This window comes from Motilimonas sp. 1_MG-2023, from assembly GCF_030547455.1.
Taxonomy (GTDB): Bacteria; Pseudomonadota; Gammaproteobacteria; order Enterobacterales; family CBDFNC01; genus Motilimonas.
The window spans coordinates 76,008-98,614 of sequence record NZ_JAUOPX010000006.1; the positions used below are offsets into that span (position 1 = coordinate 76,008).

Genomic DNA, 22,607 nt, shown 5'->3' on the forward strand with positions numbered 1-22,607 from the left:
ATTAGGCGTATTTATTGCATAGTGTTAAAACGTCATTTTTTTGTCGAATTATATGAATGAATTTAAAGTCAAACTTGGCTGGCTACTGGCAGCACAGGGATAAACTGCTAAAAGGCGTCGGTGCGCCGGTAATGGTTCTTGCAACCTTAGGCATGGTTATCCTACCTATGCCAGCGTTTCTATTAGATATTCTATTCTCTTTTAATATTGCTTTAGCGCTCATTGTCCTTTTAGTGTCTATTTATACAAAGCGGCCATTAGATTTTGCCTCGTTTCCGGCTGTGTTACTGATTGCGACGTTATTGCGTTTGGCATTAAATGTAGCCTCGACGCGAGTGGTGTTACTTGAAGGGCATCAGGGCGGTGATGCTGCAGGTAATGTGATCGCGGCTTTTGGCTCGGTGGTCATCGGTGGCAACTATGCTGTTGGTTTAATCGTCTTCTTAATTCTAATGATTATCAACTTTGTCGTGGTGACCAAAGGTGCTGGTCGTATTTCGGAAGTAAGTGCCCGCTTTACCCTCGATGCCATGCCCGGTAAACAAATGGCAATTGATGCTGATTTGAACGCTGGGATGATCGACCAAGAGCAAGCTCGAGTCAGGCGCGAAGAAGTGACGCGTGAAGCTGATTTCTATGGTTCGATGGATGGTGCCAGTAAGTTTGTAAAAGGGGATGCAATTGCCGGTATCCTGATCTTATTCATCAACATCATTGGCGGCTTTATTATCGGTATGGCGCAACATGGCCTTAGCTTTAGCGATGCGGCCGAGATCTACACTTTGCTAACTATTGGTGATGGTCTTGTTGCTCAAATCCCTTCCTTATTACTTTCTATTGCTGCTGCAATCACAGTCACCCGTGAAAATCGCTCTGAAGACATGGGTGAACAGGTGATGGGCCAGATGTTCAGTAACCCTAAAGCTTTAATGATCACCGCAGGTATCTTAATTGTGATGGGGTTAGTGCCAGGCATGCCGCACTTTGCATTTTTGTCTTTGGGATTCGGTGCTGCGGGCGGAACATATTGGTTAATGAAAAAACAAAAAGAGCAAGCTGCTCAGGCCTTGGTTGCCAGTGAGAAAAATGTAGCGGGTAGTCATCCGGCCAATAAAACGAAAGAATTGGGATGGGATGATGTGCAACCTGTGGATACGATCGGCTTGGAAGTTGGCTATCGATTGATTCCATTAGTGGATAAAAGCCAAGGTGGTGAGCTATTAGAGCGAATTAAAGGGGTACGTAAAAAATTATCGCAAGAGCTAGGCTTTTTGGTCCCCCCTGTCCATATTCGTGATAATTTAGATCTCCCGCCAAGTTATTACAGTATCTCCCTCATGGGGGTGACCAGCGGTCAGGCTGAAGTGCTACATGACAAAGAAATGGCGATAAACCCCGGTCAGGTATTTGGTACGGTGGATGGCGTACCAACCATCGAACCAGCATTTCAACTTGATGCACTTTGGATCTCACCGAGTCAGCGTGAGCATGCTCAAGCCATGGGCTATACAGTTGTTGATGCAGCAACCGTTGTAGCCACACATTTGAGTCAAATATTAACTAATCATGCTGCGCAATTACTAGGGCATGAAGAAGTACAGAATTTATTAGACCTATTAGCAAAAAGTCATCCTAAACTTGTAGAAGGGCTAGTACCTGACATTTTACCACTAGGGGTGATTGTAAAAGTGTTGCAAGGGCTACTCAATGAAGGCGTGCCAATCCGTGATATTCGGACGATAGTGCAAACCTTGTCTGATTACGGCGTGAAAAGCCAAGATTCAGAAGTGTTGACGGCGGCTTGTCGGATCGCGTTAAAACGCATGATCAGTCAAAATATTGTCGGTGCAGAGCCGGAAATTCCAGTTATTACCTTATCACCAGAGTTGGAGCAGATTTTGCATAATTCTATTCAGGCTGGCGGGAGTGATGGTGCAGGTATAGAGCCTGGGCTAGCAGAGCGGATCCAACGCGCATTATTTGAAGCGTCTCAACAGCAAGAGCTTGCAGGTCAGCCCGCTGTTTTGCTAACGTCAGGCGTATTACGTACTACCCTTGCTAAATTTGTTAAAAACACAATCCCTGGATTACAAGTTCTGTCATATCAAGAAGTTCCTGAAGATAAGCAGATTAGAATCGTTAACTCTGTCGGGCAGTAATCGACAGGAGACTGCAGTATGAAAATTAAACGTTTTTTTGCCAAAGATATGCGCGCAGCACTGGCTGAAGTGAAGGACATTTTAGGGCCAGACGCAGTGATCATGTCCAACAAAAAAGTCACCGGTGGTATTGAGATTGTTGCGGCAGTAGATTATCAAGCGGCCACAGAATCAAAAGCGCAATCTCGCGATGTAAAAGAAAATCGTGATTTGAAGGAAGACAGTGTTGTTTTGTCCAATCGCCCACGCGCTAACTCAACTCAAGTGAGCAATGCCGCCATGGAGCAAGCTAAAACAATTAATGCACGCTCTGGGCAAAACCTTGCTGATTCACTGTCAGCACTGCTTAAAAAACAAGGCAGTCCGATGGCTAAACCGGCAAGGCCGAGTGCGAAACCCGCCACTTTGATGGAACAAAATGAGTGGGAACAACCAAAACCGCGTCCTGCGCCAGCGCGACCAGTGAAGTCTGCGCCAAGTAATAATAGCAAGGATGATAAGATCTTAGATTCCATGCGCGAAGAAATGGCTTCGCTGCGTAAATTGTTAGAGCACCAAGTCTCAGGGTTGATGTGGCAAGAGCTAGAGCGCAAAGAGCCAGTTCGAGCAATGCTAATTAAATGGTTGAATAAATGTGGTTTTTCCGATGACATTTCGGATCAACTAGCCAGTTGTATTCCTGAAAGTTGTTCACCTGCAGAAGCGAAACAATACTTATCTCAATTACTTGAAGATCAAGTGACCATAGGTGAAAACGAAATTCTTAAATTGGGCGGCGCAGTGGCCCTGTTAGGGCCAACAGGGGTAGGTAAAACCACCACCATTGCTAAACTAGCAGCGCGTTTTGCCATGGAACATGGGGCTGACCAAGTCGGTTTGATTACCACCGACACGTATCGTATTGGCGCCCATGAACAGCTAGCGACATACGGTAAAATTTTAGGTTGTTCGGTTCGCGTCGCCAAGGATGCCGATGAGCTATCTGATATTTTATATCAAATGCGAACTAAGCGATTAGTGCTGATTGATACAGCCGGAATGGGACAGAGAGATGTTCGTTTATCTGAGCAGCTGGAAACCTTGATGAAAAACTCGCGAGTGCGTATTCGCAGCTTTTTGGTGATCCCCGCCACTTCTCAGCGTCGAGTTGTACAAGAAGCCATCGAACATTTTCGAAGAATACCCTTATCTGGTTGTATTCTCACGAAACTAGATGAAAGTTTGAGTCTAGGTGAAATACTAAGTGTTACAATTAAGCATGCTTTACCTATTTCATATATTACCAATGGTCAAAGGGTGCCTGAAGATATCAAAATAGCCAGCGCCAAATATATGGTGTCCAGCGCGTTAAGTTTAATGGAGCAGGAAATGGCGAAAGACCAACATCAGTGGTATAGCGAAGCAGATGACTGCCACACTTCGGAGTATTATGAATAAATCGATGTTAAATGATCAGGCGAGTGGGCTGCGAATGATGAAAAATAACAAAGTTAAAGTGATTACCGTGACAGGCGGTAAGGGGGGCGTGGGTAAAACTAACGTTACCTTGAACTTGGCCGCTTCTCTCGCAGCACAAGGCAAACGCGTGTTAGTGCTAGATGCTGACTTAGGGTTGGCAAATGTGGATGTACTACTCGGCCTTCGTGTGACTAAAAATCTATCCCATGTTTTATCGGGTGAATGCACCTTAGATGAAGTGATCATTGATGCGCCTCAAGGGATGAAAATAATACCTGCTACGTCTGGCACAAAATCCATGGTGGAATTAACGCCAGCTGAGCACGTTGGCCTTATTCGAGCGTTTAGTGAGTTGCAAACACCTATTGATGTGCTGTTAGTCGATACTGCTGCGGGCATATCAGATATGGTGCTCAGCTTTGCTCGAGCAGCCCAAGATATCGTGGTGGTGGTCTGTGATGAACCTACGTCAATTACCGATGCTTATGCGTTAATTAAGTTGTTAAATACGCAATATGGCGTGTTTCACTTTAAGATTGTCGCTAATATGGTTCGCAGCTTACGCGAAGGGCAAGAATTATTTTCTAAGTTAACGCGTGTGACTGATCGCTTTTTAGACACGGCCTTAGAGCTTGTCGCTTGTATTCCATTTGATAACAATGTTCGTCAATCAGTACGCAAGCAAAAATTAGTCGTTGAGTCTTTTCCTAAATCTCCTTCATCATTGGCATTTAGAGCCTTATCCAGCAAAGCGATCACTTGGCCAGTACCCAATCAGCCTGGTGGCCACTTAGAGTTTTTTATCGAAAAACTGCTTGATAACACAGCAGACAAAAGAGAGAAAATTAGTGAATAAAGTCCATGCTTACACCAGTCAAGTTCAGCCGAATGAACTGGTTGAACGCTATGGAACCTTAGTGCAACGGATTGCACATCACTTAATGGCGAGGTTACCTGCGAGTGTGTTGGTCGAAGATTTAACTCAAGCGGGTCTGATTGGTTTGCTTGAAGCCAGTCGGAATTTTGACGCGAGCAAGGGAGCAAGCTTTGAAACCTTTGCCGGCATTCGCATCAGAGGTGCCATGCTTGATGAAATGCGTCGTGGTGATTGGGTGCCGAGAAGCGTGCATAAGAACAGCCGTCTCATTGCACAAGCTATCGACAGCGTAGAGAAAGAGTTGGGCTCTGATGCCAAAGACAGTGATATCGCTAACAAGTTACAAGTGAGTGTTGACGATTACCATGCCATGCTCAGAGATGTAAACAGTGGTAAACTAATCGGTATCGAAGACTTGGCCGTAGGCCAAGATTCCTTGCCATCGAGTGAGCTGGATGAAAATTCGCCATTTGAAGGGGTTTTTGAAGAAAAATTTCAGTATGACCTCGCATCTTGTATAAAATCCTTACCCGAACGCGAAGCCCTTGTATTATCTTTATATTATGATGAAGAGCTAAATTTACGTGAAATTGGTGAAGTGTTAAGTGTCAGTGAGTCGAGAGTTAGCCAAATACACAGCCAAGCTATTCACCGCTTAAAAGGGCGAATGCTTGATTGGCAAACTTAGCCTGTTGATATGATATTAAGTAACTATACTGATTTGTAGTATGTTACAGAACACTTCAGCACATAGAGTTGAGTACAACCAACTGCCATTTGAGGAGAATAAGTTGGATAAAAACATGAAGATTCTAATTGTTGATGATTTTTCAACAATGCGAAGAATAATTAAAAACCTATTGCGTGATCTTGGATTCAACAATACCCATGAAGCGGATGATGGTAGCACAGCGTTACCTATGCTGAAGAATGGCGATTTTGAATTTCTTGTTACCGACTGGAACATGCCAGGAATGCAAGGTATTGACTTGTTAAAAGAGGTACGTAAAGACGAAAGCCTTCGCCATCTGCCAGTGCTGATGGTAACGGCTGAAGCCAAGCGTGAACAAATTATTGAAGCGGCACAAGCAGGTGTGAATGGTTATATTGTTAAGCCATTTACTGCCGCAACGTTGAAAGAAAAGCTTGATAAAATTTTCGAACGACTTCAGTAAGGGGGCGTGATGACAAGCACCAACGAAGCACTGCTTTCGCTTGAGCAAGCACAGCATTTGGTTGAACTACTTAAGCTTGGCGAAGTTGCACAGGCGAATTCTTTGATTTCTGGTGTGCTGTCAGATCCCTCTAAGAACGAACTGTTTGAGCAAGTTGGTTTACTGACGCGTCAATTGCATGACTCGCTAATTGATTTTCAAAACGATAATCGCTTATCTGAATTAGCAAATAGTGAAATACCGGATGCGAAAGATAGACTGACTTACGTGATAGAAATGACGGATAAAGCGGCGAACCGAACCATGGATGCTGTGGATGAAAGCTTGCCCTTAGCCGATCGACTCAATGAGAACATCCAACAAGTTTTGCCAGGTTGGAACAGCTTGATGAATCGAGAAATCGAACTGGTTCAATTTAAGGAACTTTGTCACAAGTTAGACAAGATCCTTAAGGATTCAGAGCAGGACGCCGATAAGTTAAAACACTTATTGACTGAAATTTTAATGGCTCAAGATTTTCAAGATTTAACGGGTCAGATGATCCGGCGCGTAATCACTTTAGTTCAGGAAGTGGAAGTGAAATTGGTAGAAATGCTGACTATGTTTGGTGAGTTTGAACAAAAACCAAAACAAAGTAGTACCGATGCACCTCGAATATCAGGGATTGAAGCTGAAGGCCCGATAATGAATGCCGAGTCGAGAGATGATGTCGTTTCGGGTCAAGATGATGTTGATGACTTGTTATCAAGTTTAGGATTCTAGGAGTAGCGCATGGGCTTTGAGGTCGATGAAGACATTTTACAAGACTTTTTGGTAGAAGCTGCCGAGATACTCGAGCTGCTTTCTGAGCAATTGGTTGACTTGGAAAAACAGCCGGATGATACCAATTTACTGAATGCCATCTTTCGAGGTTTCCATACCGTTAAAGGAGGAGCCGGCTTCCTCTCTCTTACTGAATTAGTAGATTGTTGTCATGGTGCGGAAAATGTGTTTGACACATTACGTAATGGTGGCCGTCCTGTTAGTTCTGAGTTAATGGATACTATCCTTGAAGCCTTGGACTGCATTAATGAAATGTTTGCGCAAGTGCAGGCCCGAGAGCCTTTAACGCCTGCGCCACAAGCTATCCTAGATGCCCTGCATAAACTGAGTCAGCCCGCTGGAGCTGAGCCCGTGGCCTCCCCTGAGCCTCCTATTACCCCCGAACCGATAGCTGCACCTGAGCCTGAAATGACACAGGAAAGTTCTGCAACTGATGGTGCTGGCATTGATGAAATTACCGAAGATGAGTTTGAACGATTACTTGATGAGCTACATGGTAATTCAAGTCCATCGAAAGCTACAGCTTCGCCAAGTGTTAGCTCGGGAGACATCACTGATGATGAATTTGAATCCTTGTTGGACGAGCTACACGGGAAGGGACAGCACAAAATTGCTGCGGCTCCTCCGCCAGCAGATGATAGTGTTATTGACGATGATGAATTTGAGCGTTTACTCGATGAATTGCATGGTGCAGGGCAAAGCCCAACTATAGCTAGTGCACCTGAGCCCAGTGAACCCGTTAAAGATACTGCTTCTGTCGCTCCAGCTCCTGCCCCAGCTCCTGCCCCAGCGGCTGCAGTTAAGCCTCAGGCGCCTGTTGCTGCGGACAAACCTGCTGCGAGCAGGGCCAATCCACCTTCTCAAGGCGAGTCTACAGTACGAGTTGATACTCGCACCTTAGATGAAATAATGAATATGGTGGGCGAGCTTGTACTGGTTCGAAACCGTTTAGTGAGTTTAGGCATCAACAGCAGTGATGAAGCAATGGCTAAGGCCGTTGCTAATTTAGATGTTGTTACTGCTGATTTGCAAGGCGGGGTAATGAAAACCCGCATGCAACCAATTAAGAAGGTGTTCGGCCGTTTTCCGCGGGTGGTGCGAGATTTAGCGCGAACACTAAAGAAAGACATTAATCTTACCCTTGAAGGTGAGGATACGGATTTAGATAAAAACTTAGTTGAAGCGCTTGCTGATCCCTTAGTTCACTTAGTGCGAAACGCGGTGGACCACGGGGTAGAAATGCCTGATGTGCGTGAACAAAATGGCAAGCCAAGAATGGGGCAAATTAAACTTTCAGCTTCGCAAGAAGGCGACCATATCTTACTGGTTATCCAAGATGATGGCGCTGGAATGGATGCAGAAAAACTTAAAAGCATTGCTATTAACAAAGGTATTCTCGATCCCGATACAGCAGCAAGAATGTCGAACACTGAGGCCTATAATCTTATTTTTGCCCCGGGCTTTTCAACCAAGGTTGAAATTTCAGACATTTCAGGTCGCGGCGTGGGTATGGACGTGGTTAAAACCAGTATCACTCAGTTGAATGGTGCAATTCATATTGATTCAAATCTAGGGACTGGAACTCGATTAGAAATTAAAGTTCCGCTTACACTAGCGATCCTACCCACACTCATGGTACTGGTTGGTAAGCAAACATTTGCTTTACCTTTAACGAATGTCAATGAAATTTTCCACTTGGATCTACGTAAGACCAATATAGTGGATGGTCAGTTGACTGTTATTGTTAGGGAAAAAGCCATTCCGCTGTTCTATTTACAAGATTGGTTGATTAGAAATGGTGCCGCCCCTAGCCGTAAAAAGCGGGAAGGTCTAGGCCATGTTGTGATAGTGCAATTAGGTATGAAACAAGTTGGTTTCGTGGTTGACAGTCTAATTGGACAAGAGGAAGTGGTGATTAAGGCCCTTGATGATTTACTACAAGGCACGCCAGGCATGGCGGGTGCCACTATAACCAGTGATGGTGGTATTGCATTAATTTTGGATATCCCAAGTTTATTAAAGCATTACGCTTAATGCTTCGAAGTTGAGAAGGTAGATGTCAATAAAGGTATTAGTTGTAGATGATTCGAGCTTCTTTAGAAGACGTGTAAGTGAAATAATCAATCAAGACCCAATGTTAGAGGTGATTGATACAGCTAAAAATGGCCGTGAAGCGGTTGAAATGGCGCAGCGGCTGAAGCCCGACGTGATTACCATGGATATTGAAATGCCGGTGTTAGATGGTATTTCAGCCGTGCGTGAAATCATGGCGTCGACGCCTACGCCTATTTTGATGTTTTCTTCTTTGACTCATCAAGGTGCGACAGCCACTTTAGAAGCACTAGAGGCTGGCGCGCTAGACTTTTTGCCGAAAAAATTTGAAGATATCGCGCGTGATAAGGAAGAAGCAACTCGCACTTTACAACAGCGAGTGAAAGCGATAGCCAGGCGTCGCGTTTTTTCTCCCCGCGCCGCTTCAGCAAATTTACGCTCTTCAGCTGCCGTGGGTTCAGCTTCTGCTGCAGAACTAAAAAGAAGGCCTGAATTAAACGCTCGCGCGGCGGCACCGGTTGCACGCACCACCACGGTCAATGAGGTTCGTAGTGCTCCCATTAATTTCAAACGAACTGGCAAAAGCTACGATATTCTCACTATTGGCACTTCTACTGGTGGTCCTGTTGCATTGCAAACAGTCTTAACAGCGCTTCCAGCGAACTTTCCACTGCCTATATTATTGATTCAACATATGCCTGCTACTTTTACAGCAGCATTCGCTGCTAGGCTTAATTCCTTATGTAAAATTAAGGTTAAGGAAGCACAAGACGGCGACCCTATTGTCAAAGGGCAAGCTTACCTTGCGCCCGGTGGTAAGCAAATGCTAGTTGAAGGCCGAGGAGCCAGTGCCCGTATTCGTATTATTGATGGTAACGATAAGGTTAATTATAAGCCTTGTGTTGATATTACGTTTGCATCTTTAGCTAAGCTCTATCAAAGCAAGGTTTTAGCTATCGTATTAACCGGAATGGGAGCTGATGGTCGCGATGGTGGCAGAATGTTGAAAAATATGGGGGCAACTATTTGGGCGCAAGATGAAAAAACGTGTGTGGTGTATGGCATGCCCCAAGCTGTAACCAAAGAAGGCATTTCTTCAGAATCATTGCCTCTTGATAAAGTGGCTCAGCGTATAATGACGGAATTTTCCTAATGGATATCTTGGGGCTATTTGGTTTATTTCTAGCATTCGCCTCATTGATAGTTGCTGAGTCATTCACGGGAGGGAATCTTTCATTTTTACTCAACCTTGCCGCCTTTGTTATTGTGGTAGGGGGGACTCTAGGTGCTGTTCTGTTCCAATCCACCGCCGATCAATTTCGCCATGCGGTAATGATGCTTCCTCAATTAGTTAATCCCCCTGTATACCCGGTAAAGCGGCAAATTACCCACTTAAAGCAATGGTCTTCTATCGCAAGAGCACAAGGTTTTTTAGCCTTGGAGTCGACTATTGAAGATAAGAATATCGATCCTTTTACTCAGAAAGGACTCTCCATGATAGTCGATGGGATCGATGCCGTAACATTACGTAGTGTGTTAGAGCAAGAAGTTGACCTTAAGCAAGAGTACTATGAACGTAGTGCTAAGGTGTATGAGGCGATGGGGGGCTACAGCCCTACAGTGGGTATAATAGGTGCGGTTATGGGGCTTATCCAAGCTATGTCTCATATTGATGATCCAAGTGTGCTTGGTCGCGGTATCGCAGCTGCTTTTGTGGCGACTATTTATGGCGTCGGCTTTGCTAACTTTATTTTTCTACCCATCTGCCACAAATTAAGGGCGCTCAATTACAAACAAGCACTTTACCATGAAATGACTATTGAAGGGTTAGTGTCCATCGTTAATGGAGAAAATGCATTAGTTATAGAGCGTCGGTTAGAGTCTTTTTCTGTTGAGAGTCACTAATATGACTCGGCGCGTTAAAAAAAAACATATCCCAGAGCATAACCACACCGAACGTTGGCTGGTTTCTTACGCTGACTATATGACCTTGATGTTTGCGCTGTTTGTTGTCCTCTACGCCGCAGCAACAGTTAATGAAGACAAATATAAGGTTGTCATAGAGAACTTTTATTCGGCAACAAAAGAGTTCTCAAAACATGTCGAAGTTTCAGATACTGAAGGTATTTTAACTAATGAAGCAGATGAAATAATAGAAGAGCAAGGGGCTGGATTATTAGAGGATGCTGGCTCAATTGTTGATGGTGGCCAAGATCTTTCGAATTTAGATCGGAATAAGCTAGGCGCGCCACTTACCTCCCTTGAAACAGAATTAAATGAAAGCCTTTTAAAAGAATTAGAGAATGGTCAAGCCAGCGTCACGCTTGATGGTGATTGGTTAACCATTGATATTAGTAGTGGCATTATCTTCCCCAGTGGCAGTGCGCAAATTTCTAACTCGTCGGCGCAGTTGCTCACTCGAATTGCTGACATTCTTTTACCCGTAAGCAACTTTTTACGAGTCAGGGGGTACACAGATAATCAAAAAATTAACAATGAAGTGTTTTCCTCTAATTGGGAACTATCAGTCGCGCGTGCGACCAGTATATTACGTCTATTAGAGCAAAATGGTATTAACCCAGCCCGATTAGCTGTCGAGGGGTATGGCGAATATTATCCGATTGTCAGTAATAAAGATGCCGCGGGCAGGCGTAAAAATCGCAGAGTGGTGATCGCGTTATCTAAGTATGCTTATGAGCCGCCCAGTACGGCGCTTCCATCGGTTAATGCATCAGGGAATCTCACCACAGAGGCGACGATAGAGCCTATACTTTCAGAAACATCGGCCGATACATCAGATTACAGTAAAATAATTGAAGTTGAGTTACCAAATGGTGGCTTACGAATAACCACACGACAGGAATAAATACTTGATAGTCTGGACAGTTGCAAATCAAAAGGGTGGGGTTGGCAAAACGACCACAGTTATCTCCCTAGCAGGTTTACTTGCTGAACGGGGTCACCGCGTTTTGTTAATTGATACGGATCCTCATGCTTCCCTAACAAGCTATCTTGGATACGATTCAGATCTAATCGATGGCACATTGTATGAGCTTTTTCAGACCCATTCACCTGATAAGGCGACGGTATTGCGATATACTTTAAAAACACCATTTGAGGGGTTAGATATTATTCCGGCGAATATGGCTTTGGCGACGCTTGATCGCGTGCTTGGCAATCGAGAAGGCATGGGACTATTTCTAAAGCGAGCACTCGATCAAGTCAGAGATGACTATGATTATGTATTGATAGATTGTCCACCTGTATTGGGGGTGATGATGGTAAATGCATTAGCAGCCTGCAGTCGGATATTGGTTCCAGTTCAAACTGAGTTCCTTGCCTTAAAAGGCTTAGAGCGGATGATCCGTACCTTCGATATTATGCAGCGTTCGCGGCCACAACCATTTAAGTATTGTGTTATTCCAACCATGTTTGATAAGCGTACTAAAGCGTCTTTAAATACGTTGCAAGCAATTAAAGATAAGCATCCGAGGGATGCGTGGAATTCAGTGATCCCGATTGATACTAAATTTCGTGATGCAAGTTTAAAGCATATTCCACCTTCTGCCTTTTCTCGAAACTGCCGTGGGGTATTTGCATATGAAACATTACTTAATCATTTACAGCAATTAGAGAATAAAGAGCAATCAAAGTAGCCTAAATGTGGCATGCTTAAGCATTAGAATTAATAATAGGAATCAGGCTAAATAATGAGTCGTTTACCCAATGAAGACGCGATGGAACGCTATTTTTCAGCGTTGCTTGACGAGCCTAAACAGGAAGCAAAAGCTACACCTGTGTCAGAGTCGCGTGCTTCGTTTACTTCTCGTGCTGTAAGTGCAAGGCCAAACAGCGAGTTGCCGCTACAAAATCTACTTAATAACGTTGCTCCTGAACAGCCAGAGCCTGAGTTGTTAACGCAGCCATTGGCTGCAGAACAGCAATCAATCGGTGTTGATTCATTATTAGAAGAGGTTGACTCACAATTAACGGGTTTAGTTTCCTTTGGCTCTGTGCTGCCTAGTGAGTTAGTGTTTGCTGAGCCTGAGCCTGAGCCTGAGCCTGAGCCTGAGCCTGAGCCTGAGCCTGAGCCTGAGCAAAGCGTTGAAGCGGTTATCGATACTCAGATAAAAGGTGAGGTCAGTTCAGCAGTTAGTCAAGCAGAGTCTAATCAATGGCGAAACATTGAGCCAGAAGATGAATTTCAAGCTTTGTTTTTTGAAGTTGCGGGCATATCTTTTGCTGTGATGTTGACTGAGCTAGGCGGGATCCACAAAATCGATAACGTGACCAGTATTTTCGGTAAGCCTGCTTGGTTTGCTGGCATGATGACGCAACGAGAAAAAAAGCTCAATGTTGTTGATACCGCTAAATGGGTGATGACGGATAATGCCCCTGAAGATATCGATTATAAGTATCTTATCTTACTTGGTGATACTTCTTGGGGGCTAAGTTGCTGTAATTTGATAGGGACAGAGAAGCTGACCAAAGATCAAGTTAAGTGGCGCCATCAAGAAGGTAAACGTCCTTGGTTGGCAGGAATGGTAAAGAAAAAGATGTGCGCATTACTTCATGTAAGTGAATTAGTTAAGTTGTTGTCGCGTGGCGTGAATATAGAAGGGGCTTAAAAGTCTTTCTTCAAAGTTTTTGTTAAAACAAGCGAGTTTTTAAACCATTATTATCAGTGTCGTGCTAATTTTATGTTAGAAAGCGATATTCTAGGTTAGAGGGAAAGCGGATGAGTGAACAACGAAATGTAGCCGAAAATGTGTCTGAAGATGAAGTGTTACAATGGGTAACATTTCAATTAGAGCAAGAGACTTACGGCATTAACGTTATGCAAGTACAAGAGGTATTACGTTATACCGAAATAGCTCCCGTGCCTGGTGCGCCTGATTACGTATTAGGCATTATTAATTTGCGTGGTAATGTTGTCACGGTTATCGATACCCGTTCTCGATTTGGATTGTGTCCATCAGAGGTCAGTGACAATTCACGTATCGTGATTATTGAAGCTGAAAAGCAAGTTATCGGTATTATGGTTGATAGTGTGGCGGAAGTGGTTTACCTGCGCGCCTCTGAAATAGATACCGCGCCTAATGTTGGAACGGAAGAAAGCGCTAAATTTATTCAAGGCGTCAGTAACCGTGATGGCCAGTTGCTGATTCTTGTTGATTTGAACAAGTTACTCAGTGATGAAGAGTGGGATGAAATGAGCGCATTATAAGCCATGTTAGACCCATTAATTCAGACGAGCCTAATTGGGCTCGCATTACTGTTAGCTATTATTTCTCTTGTTTTTTCGGCGCTGGTGCAAAAAAAGCAGGCGAAGAAAATACAAGCCTTACAGCAATTAACAAAAGAGCTATTAAAATCAAAAGAGTCCCTCAATAAGCAAATCAGAGAGCTGCATTCAGGCTCAATTGGCTTAGGGAAAAAATTTCATCAATTAAATGAAGGGTTGAAAGAGGCCGTCGAAAAACAACAAGAAATTGTTGATACCGCACCTGACAATAAACTGTATACGCGCGCTGTGAAAATGGTCGCCCTTGGCGCTGGTTTAGAAGAACTGATGAATGAGTGTGAGTTACCAAAAGCGGAAGCTGAGTTGTTGCTCAGTTTACACGGTAAGTCTCGTTAGTTTACCTGCACTGATTAATGGCTATATCTTGATATCGACTTGCTCTAGGGGATGATTCCAATGTTCTGGGAACTTTCCTTGGAGTAAGTATGAGAAACTAATCAGTTCGGCGATTACTGTATATAGAGCTTCTGGAATTTCTTCTCCCTGCTCTAAACTGTCTAAAAGTGAAAGTAAGTGCTCATCTTGATGCACGATTAAGCCTGCTTCGAGAGCGGCTTTATTTAACGCTTCTGCTTCATGTTCCTGCTTTTTCTGGCTAACCACAGGTGACTTAGATTTATCCAAATATGAAATAGCAATGGATTTTTTCATACCGAATCCTTAAATATTAAACGATGATATTGATAGCTGCTTCATTGTGTATTTCTTTACAAAAATCCTCAGTAACCTTTCCGAGGAAGCTTTGGCAATGGTTTCGTACACCAGCTTTGCTAAGTTGCTCGCTTAACAAGCCTTGGTAAGCTTGTATTCTCGCTAAATCTGCCTCATGAGTCGTGTAAAGTTTTATATCAACTATCGATTCCTCTATCACTGCATGGGCTAACATTTCATGGTCACTGATAGGTAGCTTAAGTTGTATTTGCCATTTTTTTTTGCCCTTTTCGCTTTTTTTTGGCTGTTTGATCTTCAGTTGCACTGTTTTTAATTGCTGTTGCATGAACCATGGTAATTGCATCAACCACACTTGATGGTTGGGAGTATCATGTTGCGATACTTGAATTCCTTGTAGTACATCTTTTATCGCGTGCTCTAAACTAGAGGCTTGCAAGTCTTTAAATTTCATTGTCAATGCGATCCAGCGCAGTGCCAGTTGATTGGCCTTATTTTTTTCAGGGGATAAAAGCTGTTGCAGTAACGATGTTAATGCCGATGGGCTAGTGGGAAACAGCTGACCCAGCAAAGTATGTAGCGCCTTAGGTTGACTTGTGAGGGGGAGTTTTTTTAATAAGGCGATAAGCTGAGACAAATGCGAAGACAGAGGTTGTTTTTTTGCCAAGAGAGTTAGTTGAGCCATTTGCTTATTAACTTCTTCTGCTGAGCTGGGAGCTAAAAGATCGGGTGAGCTATTTGCTACCCGGTTACTGTTAAACTCTTTTTTCTCCAGAACCTTTGCGGGTTGCGAGAGGGGCGGAGTTGAGTTTATCTTTTGAGCCATCATCTATCCTGAGGTGAAATGTCGGTAAAACCAAGCTAAAACTGCGAGAACACTGGTTAATACAAGGTATTATCTGTGCTATGATCCGCAGCCAATTATAATCATAGTGCGTAACCCATGCTGGAAGCAAAATCCCTCAGTTGCGTGAGAGAAGACAGGTTACTGTTCGAGGGTTTATCGCTTAAAGTTAAACCCGGTCAGATCATCCAAGTTGAAGGTCCAAATGGAGTGGGCAAGACCAGCTTATTCCGCTTATTAGTTGGACTTATGACACCTTACCATGGCCAAGTATTGTGGCAAGGGTTAGCTATATCTGACGATCGTGAAGCGTATCAACAAAATTTACTCTACTTAGGTCACCAGAGTGGGGTAAAGCCTGAGTTAAGTGCACTTGAAAATTTACGTTTTTATCAAAAAATGTTTGAGCCTAGCTATCAAGGCGATCTTTACAGTGTGTTGGCACAGGTTGGTTTAGCTGGGCTGGAAGAGGTGCCCGCCGCGCAATTATCTGCCGGTCAGCAAAGGCGAGTGGCATTGGCACGGCTTTGGATTTCAACGGCGCCGCTATGGATTTTAGATGAGCCGTTCACTGCCATTGATAAAAATGGCGTGAAAGTATTAGAGCAACTGTTTGTTAAACATGCAGAGAATTCAGGCATGATCTTACTCACTACCCATCAAGACCTAAATTTGCCCGCGGCTGATTTTTCTAAACTGGTGATGGTCAAGCCATCATTAGAGGAGTTGTATGTTGGTATAGGTGCGGAAAAATGCTAAACGCTTTTTATCAGGTCATGCGGCGTGAACTGTTAACGGCTTTTCGACGTATTGCTGACGTGTTTAATCCCTTATGGTTTTTTATCATAGTGATCACTTTGTTTCCTCTTGGCGTTGGGCCAGAGCCCCAGTTGTTGTTACGCATCGCCCCTGGCATTATTTGGGTGGCAGCGTTGTTGGCGTCACTACTTTCACTCGAGCGTTTGTTTAAAGATGACTTTAGCGACGGTGGTTTAGAGCAATTAATGCTCAGCCCTTATCCATTATCTTTGTTGGTCACGGCCAAGATCATTGCCCACTGGTTACTCACGGGCCTGCCTATTATCTTAATATCGCCCTTAATTGCGGTCCTACTTTCACTTGATCTCAATACTTACTGGGCCGTGTTATTCACTTTGCTGATAGGCACTCCTATTTTGAGTTTTATTGGTGCAATAGGTGTTGCGCTGACGGTTGGCTTGAGAAAAGGGGGGGTTATTCTTAGCTTAATTATGCTGCCTTTGTGTATTCCTGTATTGATTTTTTCGACCATGGCGATTGATGCTGCTAACTTTGGCCAGTCGTACATTGGTGCCTTAGCTATTATGGGCGCAATGCTTGTCACTGCGATTACCCTTGCACCATTTGCAGTTGCCGCATCGTTACGAGTTAGTGTTAGCTAATTCTTAGTGTTATCCCGTACCCGTTTAGCTTTAAATGGGTGTGGGTTGCCAACAAAGTGTATTGTTTTACGACGTTGTATTTACAACATTGTTTTTATGATTAAGTGGGCATGGTTCGCTCATTAATAAAATAGAGAGTCAATCTATGTGGAAGTGGTTACACCCTTATGCCAAAGCGCAAACTAGCTATGAACTGGCTGGAAAGCTTATACCTTGGTTTACTGTCGTTTGCTGCATTTCTTTTGCTGTTGGCTTAGTCTGGGGTTTAGCTTTCGCGCCTGCGGACTATCAGCAAGGTGATAGCTTTCGCATCATTTATATACATGTTCCCGCTGCTATTTTGTCTATGGGAGCCTACACCAGTATGGCCGTGGCGGCATTTATCGGTTTGGTTTGGCAAATTCGCCTTTCAGATATGGCCGTCGCGGCGATGGCTCCTGTGGGTGCAGTGTTTACTTTTATTGCTTTATTTACTGGCGCGGCCTGGGGCAAACCCATGTGGGGCGCTTGGTGGGTTTGGGATGCTAGATTGACCTCGGAATTGATTTTGTTATTTTTGTATTTGGGTGTGATTGCTTTATATAACGCGTTTTCAGACAAAGTGTTGGCAGGGCGAGCGGCCGGTATTCTGACCTTAGTTGGCGTGATTAATATTCCTATTATTCATTACTCGGTGGAATGGTGGAATACTTTGCATCAAGGGGCTTCCATTACCAAGTTTGATAAGCCATCCATCGCGCTTTCAATGCTTTGGCCGCTGTTAATTATGTTATTAGCATTTGCGACATTTTTTGGTGCCCTAATGTTAATGCGTTTTCGTAATGAAATTTTGCAAAGAGAAAGTCATCGTCCTTGGGTTAAAGCCTTAGTGATGGGGGGTAAGTAATGGAATTTGTAAGTTGGGCTGATTTTTTTGCGATGGGCGGCTATGGCTTTTATGTTTGGTTGTCTTTTGGTGCGACGTTTATCAGCATGCTAGGGATAGTCATTGACACGCGAATGAAGCGGGCACGATTATTTAAACAAGTACGTAATAACATTGAGCGCAACAAGCGTATGCAAGCCGCTCGCAGTATGGAGAATACGTTATGAACCCAAGACGCAAAAAGCGCCTTGCCGTTATTTTGGCGATAGTACTCGGTATAGGCTCAGCAATTGGTTTGGTGTTATATGCCTTATCGCAAAATATTGATCTGTTTTACACGCCTTCAGAACTGGTTAAAGGTAAAGGCAAACAGCTTGTTAAACCAGAAGTTGGTCAGCGGTTAAGAATTGGTGGCATGGTTATGCCGGGTTCTGTAGTACGGGACCAAAGCAGTTTAAAGGTGAGCTTCAAACTCTATGATGCGGGTGGCGATTTAGTCACTGTTGAGTTTGATGGTATTTTACCCGATCTATTTCGTGAAGGGCAGGGCATTGTAGCAATGGGCATTTTAAAAGATGCGACCACAGTCACGGCGTCGGAAGTGTTGGCTAAGCATGATGAGGAGTATATGCCCCCTGAAATTGCTGAATCACTTAAAGGGATGCAACATTTCAAGCCTGAATACACCGAAGAACAGTTAGAAGGCGCCCATAAATGATCCCTGAACTCGGTCAATTTACTTTAATCATTGCTTTCGGCTTAGCTGCTTTGTTGAGTTTTTATCCTCTTTGGGGCGCTTACAAAGGGCATGCAGGGTTAATGAATAGTGCTCGAACCTTAGCTGTATGCCAGTTCTTGTTTGTTGGGCTTTCTTATGCCTGTTTAACATACGCCTTTATTGTAAACGATTTTTCGGTGGCTTATGTGGCCTCACATTCCAACTCCGAACTACCATTGCAGTACCGTATTTCAGCGGTTTGGGGGTCACATGAGGGCTCTTTGTTATTGTGGATGCTGATTTTATCTGGCTGGACTGCCGCAGTTGCATTGCTCAGTAAAAATTTGCCATTAGAGTCTGCCGCACGTGTGTTAGCCGTCATGGGGATGTTGGGAGTAGGTTTTTACCTCTTCGTGATTGTCACTTCCAACCCCTTCGAGCGCACCTTACCTTACTTTCCTGTTGATGGCCGAGATTTAAACCCGCTGCTGCAAGATATCGGTTTGATTTTACATCCTCCAATGCTTTACATGGGATATGTGGGCTTCTCTGTAGCGTTTGCTTTTGCGATTGCTTCTTTGATGCAAGGCCGTTTAGATTCAGCTTGGGCACGTTGGTCACGTCCTTGGACGATGGCCGCATGGGTCTTCCTAACGGCAGGTATTGCCCTTGGTAGCTGGTGGGCTTATTACGAACTCGGTTGGGGAGGCTGGTGGTTTTGGGATCCAGTAGAAAACGCTTCATTTATGCCTTGGTTAGTGGGCACGGCACTGATTCATTCTTTGGCGGTATCAGAAAAGCGGGGTGTATTTAAGGCTTGGACGGTACTGTTGGCTATTTCGGCTTTCTCATTAAGTTTATTGGGGACGTTTTTAGTGCGCTCTGGCGTATTAGTGTCGGTGCACGCATTTGCCAGTGATCCAGAGCGAGGCTTATTTATTTTAGGCTTTTTGATCATGGTTATTGGTGGCTCGCTGCTGTTGTATGCTTTTAAAGCCAATGCAGTTAAAAGCCGTGGTAGTTACAGCTTGTTTTCACGTGAGTCATTTTTACTGGGCAACAACATTTTGCTGATTGCTGCTCTTATTGTGGTGTTGCTGGGAACTCTATTACCTTTAGTACATAAAGAAATGGGCTTAGGCAGTATTTCGATTGGTGAACCCTTCTTTAATCGTATCTTCACCGTATTAATTGTGCCATTTATGTTGCTATTGGGTGTAGGCCCGTTGGTTCGTTGGAAAAAACAAAATCCCGGTGATTTAGTCGCAACACTGTTGGTTGCCATTGTCGCCTCCGTTGTTCTAACCGCTTGTTACATTATGGTCAGTACCCCTTACGTTACTTGGCTGGCTTTGTTGGGTTGCTTCTTAGGGGTTTGGGTTGTGGTAACGTCTTGCCAAGAAACTTGGCTGCGAGCAACTCATCGTCATCGTTTTTTCACTGGGGTTAAAAAACTCAGTATTAGTCACTGGGCGATGATTACTGGCCATATTGGTTTTGCTGTGATGGTCATAGGTATCACCATGACGCAAAATTACAGCATTGAAAAAGATGTGAGAATGGTGCCTGGGGATCAAATTGAATTTGAGCATTATCGTTTTACCTTTGAAGGGGTAGATGCGCTAAAAGGCCCAAATTTTGATGGTCATACTGGGGTGTTGCGAGTGGATAGAGGTGATAAGTACGTGACGACCATGCGCGCAGAAAAACGCTTTTATCGGGTGCAGCGCAATGTGATGACTGAAGCAGCGATTGATGCTGGTTTCACTCGCGATCTTTATGCGGCTCTTGGTGAGCAGCTGGATAATGGCGCTTGGGCATTACGTATTTACTACAAACCATTTATCCGTTGGATTTGGTTTGGGGCCCTCATTATGGCTTTTGCCGGAGTGCTGATGATGTTAGATAAGCGCTATCGCTTTAGTGGAAAAGGAATGAGTAATGGACAATAAGCCTCGTCTTTGGCTCTTTCTGCTGCCCTTGGGGATATTTTTAGCGGCCGTGGTGTTCTTATTTAAGGGATTGTATTCTGATCCATCTAAATTAGAGTCGGCGTTGATTGGTCAACCCGTACCCACTTTTACCTTGCAAGATCTCTATGAGCCAGAAACGCGTCATGATGCGTCGATTTTCAAAGGTAAGCCGATGTTACTTAATGTTTGGGCGACTTGGTGCCCAACTTGTTATGCAGAGCATACTTACTTGAACAAGTTGGCTGCTGACGGTGTTTACATTGTAGGTTTGAATTATAAAGACGATAGAGAAAAAGCCATTCGCTGGTTGACGGATTTAGGTAATCCTTATCAAGTGAGCTTGTACGATAAAGACGGCATGTTAGGGTTGGATTTAGGCGTGTATGGGGCACCTGAAACTTACTTAATAGACAGTCAAGGTGTGATCCAATATCGTCATGTCGGTGATGTTAACGATCACGTTTGGCAGCAAACCTTATTACCTATTTTTAAGGATTTGAAGTAATGCGTATTATTACTTTATTGCTTATTTCATTGATGAGCAGCGCGGGTTTAGCAGCAATTCAAGTTTACGAGTTTGATAACCAAGAGCAGGAAGTTCTTTATCAGCAGTTAACTAAGGAGTTGCGTTGCCCTAAATGCCAAAACCAAAACATTGCAGATTCAAATGCGCCATTGGCACAAGATTTACGCCAAAAGGCATATGAATTAGTTAAAGAAGGCAAGAATAGGGAGCAAGTGGTTGATTATATGGCCGCTCGTTTTGGTAATTTTGTCACCTATGATCCACCCATGACACCCGCGACGATCTTCTTGTGGTTAGGGCCGCTATTTTTTGTGTTGGGTGGGTTAGCTGTATTGGTTTTCAGAACGCGTAAAAATGCCGCCTTAGCTGAAAAACCGGTGATGGATCCAGCAGAGCAAGCAAGGCTGGAGCGAATTTTAAATGGAGATAAAGACTAATGCTGCTTTTTTGGCTGTTATGTATTTTGCTGTTAGTCATTGCTAGCTTAGCTTTAATCGTACCGGTTTTAAGAAACCGTCAAGTGATTGAAGCTGATCGAGATAGTCTGAATAAAACCTTGTACAAAGGACGCGTTAAAGAAATTGAGCAAGACGTTGAGCAGGGGCTTGTGGCTGAGCAAGCTGCGGTTCTGACTGAACTGCAGCAAAATTTGTTAGAAGATGTGGTAGAGGCTAAATCATCGGCTCAGCGTATTAATTTAACTTTGCTATTGCTCCCAGGAATCATATTATTTTTTGGGGTATGTATTGGCCTATATTTACAATATGGCGCGGGTCAACAAGTGAGTCATTGGCAAAGTGTGATGACCAACTATGAAGCCCTACAGCATAAAATGACCATGCAGGATGGCCAGCCTCCTTCAAAACAAGAAGTTGACGATTTTATGTTAGCCTTACGTACTCATCTTGCTAATCAACCCGATGACACGCAAGGTTGGTTGATGTTGGGCCGCCTTGCTTTTGCCTTACGCGACGGCCAATTGGCCCAAGATGCACTACATAAAGCTTATAAACTATCGCCAGCAGACAGTCATGTACGTGTCGCATATGCTCAAGCGTTGTTGCAGACAGAGGATGTGTTAAAGCTTAAACAAGCGGAAAACCTGATTATTGCTACCGTAGGGCTTGAGCCAGATAATATTCCAGCCTTATCTGTCTATGCCTTTATGGCGCTGCAACAAGAAGACTTTGCGGGCGCGATTGAACGCTGGCGTAAAATACTGCCTTTGCTCGCGCCATCGAGTGAACGCTATGGCATGGTTAAAAACAGTATCGCTTATGCCCAGCAGCAACTGGCGAAAGCAAATGAGGCGAAAAAGGGCTCGCCAGCAGGCTCGATGACTTATCAAGTAAAAGTGACGATTAACGAGCAAGTCGATTTACCTGAAACGGGTTATTTGTTTGTTTTTGCGCAAATGGTTAATGGTCCTAAGATGCCACTAGCGGCAAAGAAACTGCCTTTATCTGAGTTTCCAGCCACTGTCACCTTGTCTGATGCTGACGCGATGATGCCTGAGTTAAAGTTAAGCCAACAAGCTGAGTTTATTATCAAGGCTCGCATATCTAATGATGAGAATGTAGCGGTTGCGGCAGGAGAGTGGGAAGGTGAGAGTAGTGTGATTAAATCGGGTCAAAAAGGTGTCATAGAAATAGCCATCGATCATAAGATATAGTGTTACTATTAATCTAGTCAGCGCTGCAGTGCTGACTGGTTTAATGCTCTTTTTGTGTATTTTATAGGTAT

Annotated in this window: 25 protein-coding genes; 23 read left to right on the forward strand and 2 right to left on the reverse strand. The window is 44.0% G+C overall.

Going from position 1 to position 22,607, the window contains the following annotated elements:
- The first annotated feature begins 56 nt into the window (after positions 1-56).
- The 14 genes from flhA to Q4519_RS04835 all read left to right on the forward strand — a co-directional run bounded on the left by flhA (position 57) and on the right by Q4519_RS04835 (position 14,184).
- Positions 57-2,159 (forward strand): flagellar biosynthesis protein FlhA, encoded by a 2,103-nt coding sequence (gene flhA / locus Q4519_RS04770; protein WP_232800400.1) that lies wholly within the window; start codon positions 57-59, stop codon positions 2,157-2,159.
- An 18-nt stretch (positions 2,160-2,177) separates the two neighbouring features.
- Positions 2,178-3,596, forward strand: coding sequence for a flagellar biosynthesis protein FlhF (gene flhF, locus Q4519_RS04775; protein ID WP_303510097.1), 1,419 nt, complete (start codon positions 2,178-2,180; stop codon positions 3,594-3,596).
- A gap of 4 nt (positions 3,597-3,600) precedes the next feature.
- On the forward strand, positions 3,601-4,473 hold the full coding sequence (locus Q4519_RS04780) for a MinD/ParA family protein (protein WP_282561093.1): 873 nt from the start codon (positions 3,601-3,603) through the stop codon (positions 4,471-4,473).
- Positions 4,466-5,182 (forward strand): RNA polymerase sigma factor FliA, encoded by a 717-nt coding sequence (locus Q4519_RS04785; protein WP_303510099.1) that lies wholly within the window; start codon positions 4,466-4,468, stop codon positions 5,180-5,182. The genes Q4519_RS04780 and Q4519_RS04785 overlap by 8 nt, the downstream gene beginning before the upstream one ends.
- A gap of 103 nt (positions 5,183-5,285) precedes the next feature.
- Entirely contained in the window at positions 5,286-5,669 is a 384-nt protein-coding gene (gene cheY, locus Q4519_RS04790) for a chemotaxis response regulator CheY (RefSeq protein WP_232800403.1), read from the forward strand.
- A 9-nt stretch (positions 5,670-5,678) separates the two neighbouring features.
- On the forward strand, positions 5,679-6,431 hold the full coding sequence (locus Q4519_RS04795; protein ID WP_232800404.1) for a protein phosphatase CheZ: 753 nt from the start codon (positions 5,679-5,681) through the stop codon (positions 6,429-6,431).
- 9 nt (positions 6,432-6,440) lie between these two features.
- Entirely contained in the window at positions 6,441-8,525 is a 2,085-nt protein-coding gene (locus tag Q4519_RS04800; RefSeq protein ID WP_303510104.1) for a chemotaxis protein CheA, read from the forward strand.
- A 22-nt stretch (positions 8,526-8,547) separates the two neighbouring features.
- Positions 8,548-9,696 carry a chemotaxis response regulator protein-glutamate methylesterase gene (locus tag Q4519_RS04805; RefSeq protein WP_303510106.1) on the forward strand — a complete coding sequence of 383 codons (1,149 nt, stop codon included), beginning with the start codon at positions 8,548-8,550 and terminating at the stop codon, positions 9,694-9,696.
- Complete coding sequence (locus tag Q4519_RS04810; protein ID WP_232800407.1) at positions 9,696-10,448, forward strand: flagellar motor protein; 753 nt, start codon at positions 9,696-9,698, stop codon at positions 10,446-10,448. The genes Q4519_RS04805 and Q4519_RS04810 overlap by 1 nt, the downstream gene beginning before the upstream one ends.
- A 1-nt stretch (position 10,449) precedes the next feature.
- A complete protein-coding gene (locus tag Q4519_RS04815; RefSeq protein ID WP_303510110.1) occupies positions 10,450-11,409 on the forward strand; it encodes a flagellar motor protein MotB in 960 nt (319 codons plus the stop codon).
- Between the two features lie 4 nt (positions 11,410-11,413).
- Positions 11,414-12,199 (forward strand): ParA family protein, encoded by a 786-nt coding sequence (locus tag Q4519_RS04820; protein WP_232800409.1) that lies wholly within the window; start codon positions 11,414-11,416, stop codon positions 12,197-12,199.
- A gap of 54 nt (positions 12,200-12,253) precedes the next feature.
- Complete coding sequence (locus tag Q4519_RS04825) at positions 12,254-13,171, forward strand: chemotaxis protein CheW (protein WP_303510116.1); 918 nt, start codon at positions 12,254-12,256, stop codon at positions 13,169-13,171.
- 110 nt (positions 13,172-13,281) lie between these two features.
- The gene (locus tag Q4519_RS04830) at positions 13,282-13,770 is read left to right on the forward strand and encodes a chemotaxis protein CheW (protein WP_232800411.1); all 489 of its coding nucleotides are present in this window, start codon (positions 13,282-13,284) and stop codon (positions 13,768-13,770) included.
- Positions 13,771-13,773: 3 nt separating this feature from the next.
- Positions 13,774-14,184 carry a DUF2802 domain-containing protein gene (locus Q4519_RS04835; protein ID WP_232800412.1) on the forward strand — a complete coding sequence of 137 codons (411 nt, stop codon included), beginning with the start codon at positions 13,774-13,776 and terminating at the stop codon, positions 14,182-14,184.
- 21 nt (positions 14,185-14,205) lie between these two features.
- Here Q4519_RS04835 and Q4519_RS04840 read toward each other — a convergent pair whose 3' ends face one another.
- Together Q4519_RS04840 and Q4519_RS04845 are read right to left on the reverse strand one after the other, a co-directional pair.
- Complete coding sequence (locus Q4519_RS04840) at positions 14,206-14,499, reverse strand: EscU/YscU/HrcU family type III secretion system export apparatus switch protein (protein WP_232800413.1); 294 nt, start codon at positions 14,497-14,499, stop codon at positions 14,206-14,208.
- Positions 14,500-14,515: 16 nt separating this feature from the next.
- Positions 14,516-15,343 (reverse strand): hypothetical protein, encoded by an 828-nt coding sequence (locus tag Q4519_RS04845; protein WP_303510120.1) that lies wholly within the window; start codon positions 15,341-15,343, stop codon positions 14,516-14,518.
- Between the two features lie 117 nt (positions 15,344-15,460).
- Here Q4519_RS04845 and ccmA point away from each other — a divergent pair, with 117 nt between their 5' ends.
- From ccmA to ccmI, 9 genes are all read left to right on the forward strand, one after another.
- Entirely contained in the window at positions 15,461-16,120 is a 660-nt protein-coding gene (gene ccmA, locus Q4519_RS04850; protein WP_232800415.1) for a cytochrome c biogenesis heme-transporting ATPase CcmA, read from the forward strand.
- The gene (ccmB, locus tag Q4519_RS04855; protein ID WP_232800416.1) at positions 16,114-16,782 is read left to right on the forward strand and encodes a heme exporter protein CcmB; all 669 of its coding nucleotides are present in this window, start codon (positions 16,114-16,116) and stop codon (positions 16,780-16,782) included. The genes ccmA and ccmB overlap by 7 nt, the downstream gene beginning before the upstream one ends.
- 145 nt (positions 16,783-16,927) lie before the next feature.
- Entirely contained in the window at positions 16,928-17,668 is a 741-nt protein-coding gene (locus Q4519_RS04860; protein WP_232800417.1) for a heme ABC transporter permease, read from the forward strand.
- A complete protein-coding gene (ccmD, locus tag Q4519_RS04865) occupies positions 17,668-17,874 on the forward strand; it encodes a heme exporter protein CcmD (protein ID WP_232800418.1) in 207 nt (68 codons plus the stop codon). The genes Q4519_RS04860 and ccmD overlap by 1 nt, the downstream gene beginning before the upstream one ends.
- Complete coding sequence (ccmE, locus tag Q4519_RS04870) at positions 17,871-18,365, forward strand: cytochrome c maturation protein CcmE (protein ID WP_303510126.1); 495 nt, start codon at positions 17,871-17,873, stop codon at positions 18,363-18,365. Before ccmD ends, ccmE begins: the two co-directional genes overlap by 4 nt.
- Positions 18,362-20,317 (forward strand): heme lyase CcmF/NrfE family subunit, encoded by a 1,956-nt coding sequence (locus Q4519_RS04875; protein WP_303510129.1) that lies wholly within the window; start codon positions 18,362-18,364, stop codon positions 20,315-20,317. Before ccmE ends, Q4519_RS04875 begins: the two co-directional genes overlap by 4 nt.
- The gene (locus Q4519_RS04880; protein ID WP_232800421.1) at positions 20,307-20,843 is read left to right on the forward strand and encodes a DsbE family thiol:disulfide interchange protein; all 537 of its coding nucleotides are present in this window, start codon (positions 20,307-20,309) and stop codon (positions 20,841-20,843) included. The genes Q4519_RS04875 and Q4519_RS04880 overlap by 11 nt, the downstream gene beginning before the upstream one ends.
- Complete coding sequence (locus tag Q4519_RS04885) at positions 20,843-21,301, forward strand: cytochrome c-type biogenesis protein (RefSeq protein WP_303510133.1); 459 nt, start codon at positions 20,843-20,845, stop codon at positions 21,299-21,301. Before Q4519_RS04880 ends, Q4519_RS04885 begins: the two co-directional genes overlap by 1 nt.
- Entirely contained in the window at positions 21,301-22,536 is a 1,236-nt protein-coding gene (ccmI, locus tag Q4519_RS04890) for a c-type cytochrome biogenesis protein CcmI (protein ID WP_303510136.1), read from the forward strand. Before Q4519_RS04885 ends, ccmI begins: the two co-directional genes overlap by 1 nt.
- Positions 22,537-22,607 lie beyond the last annotated feature (71 nt).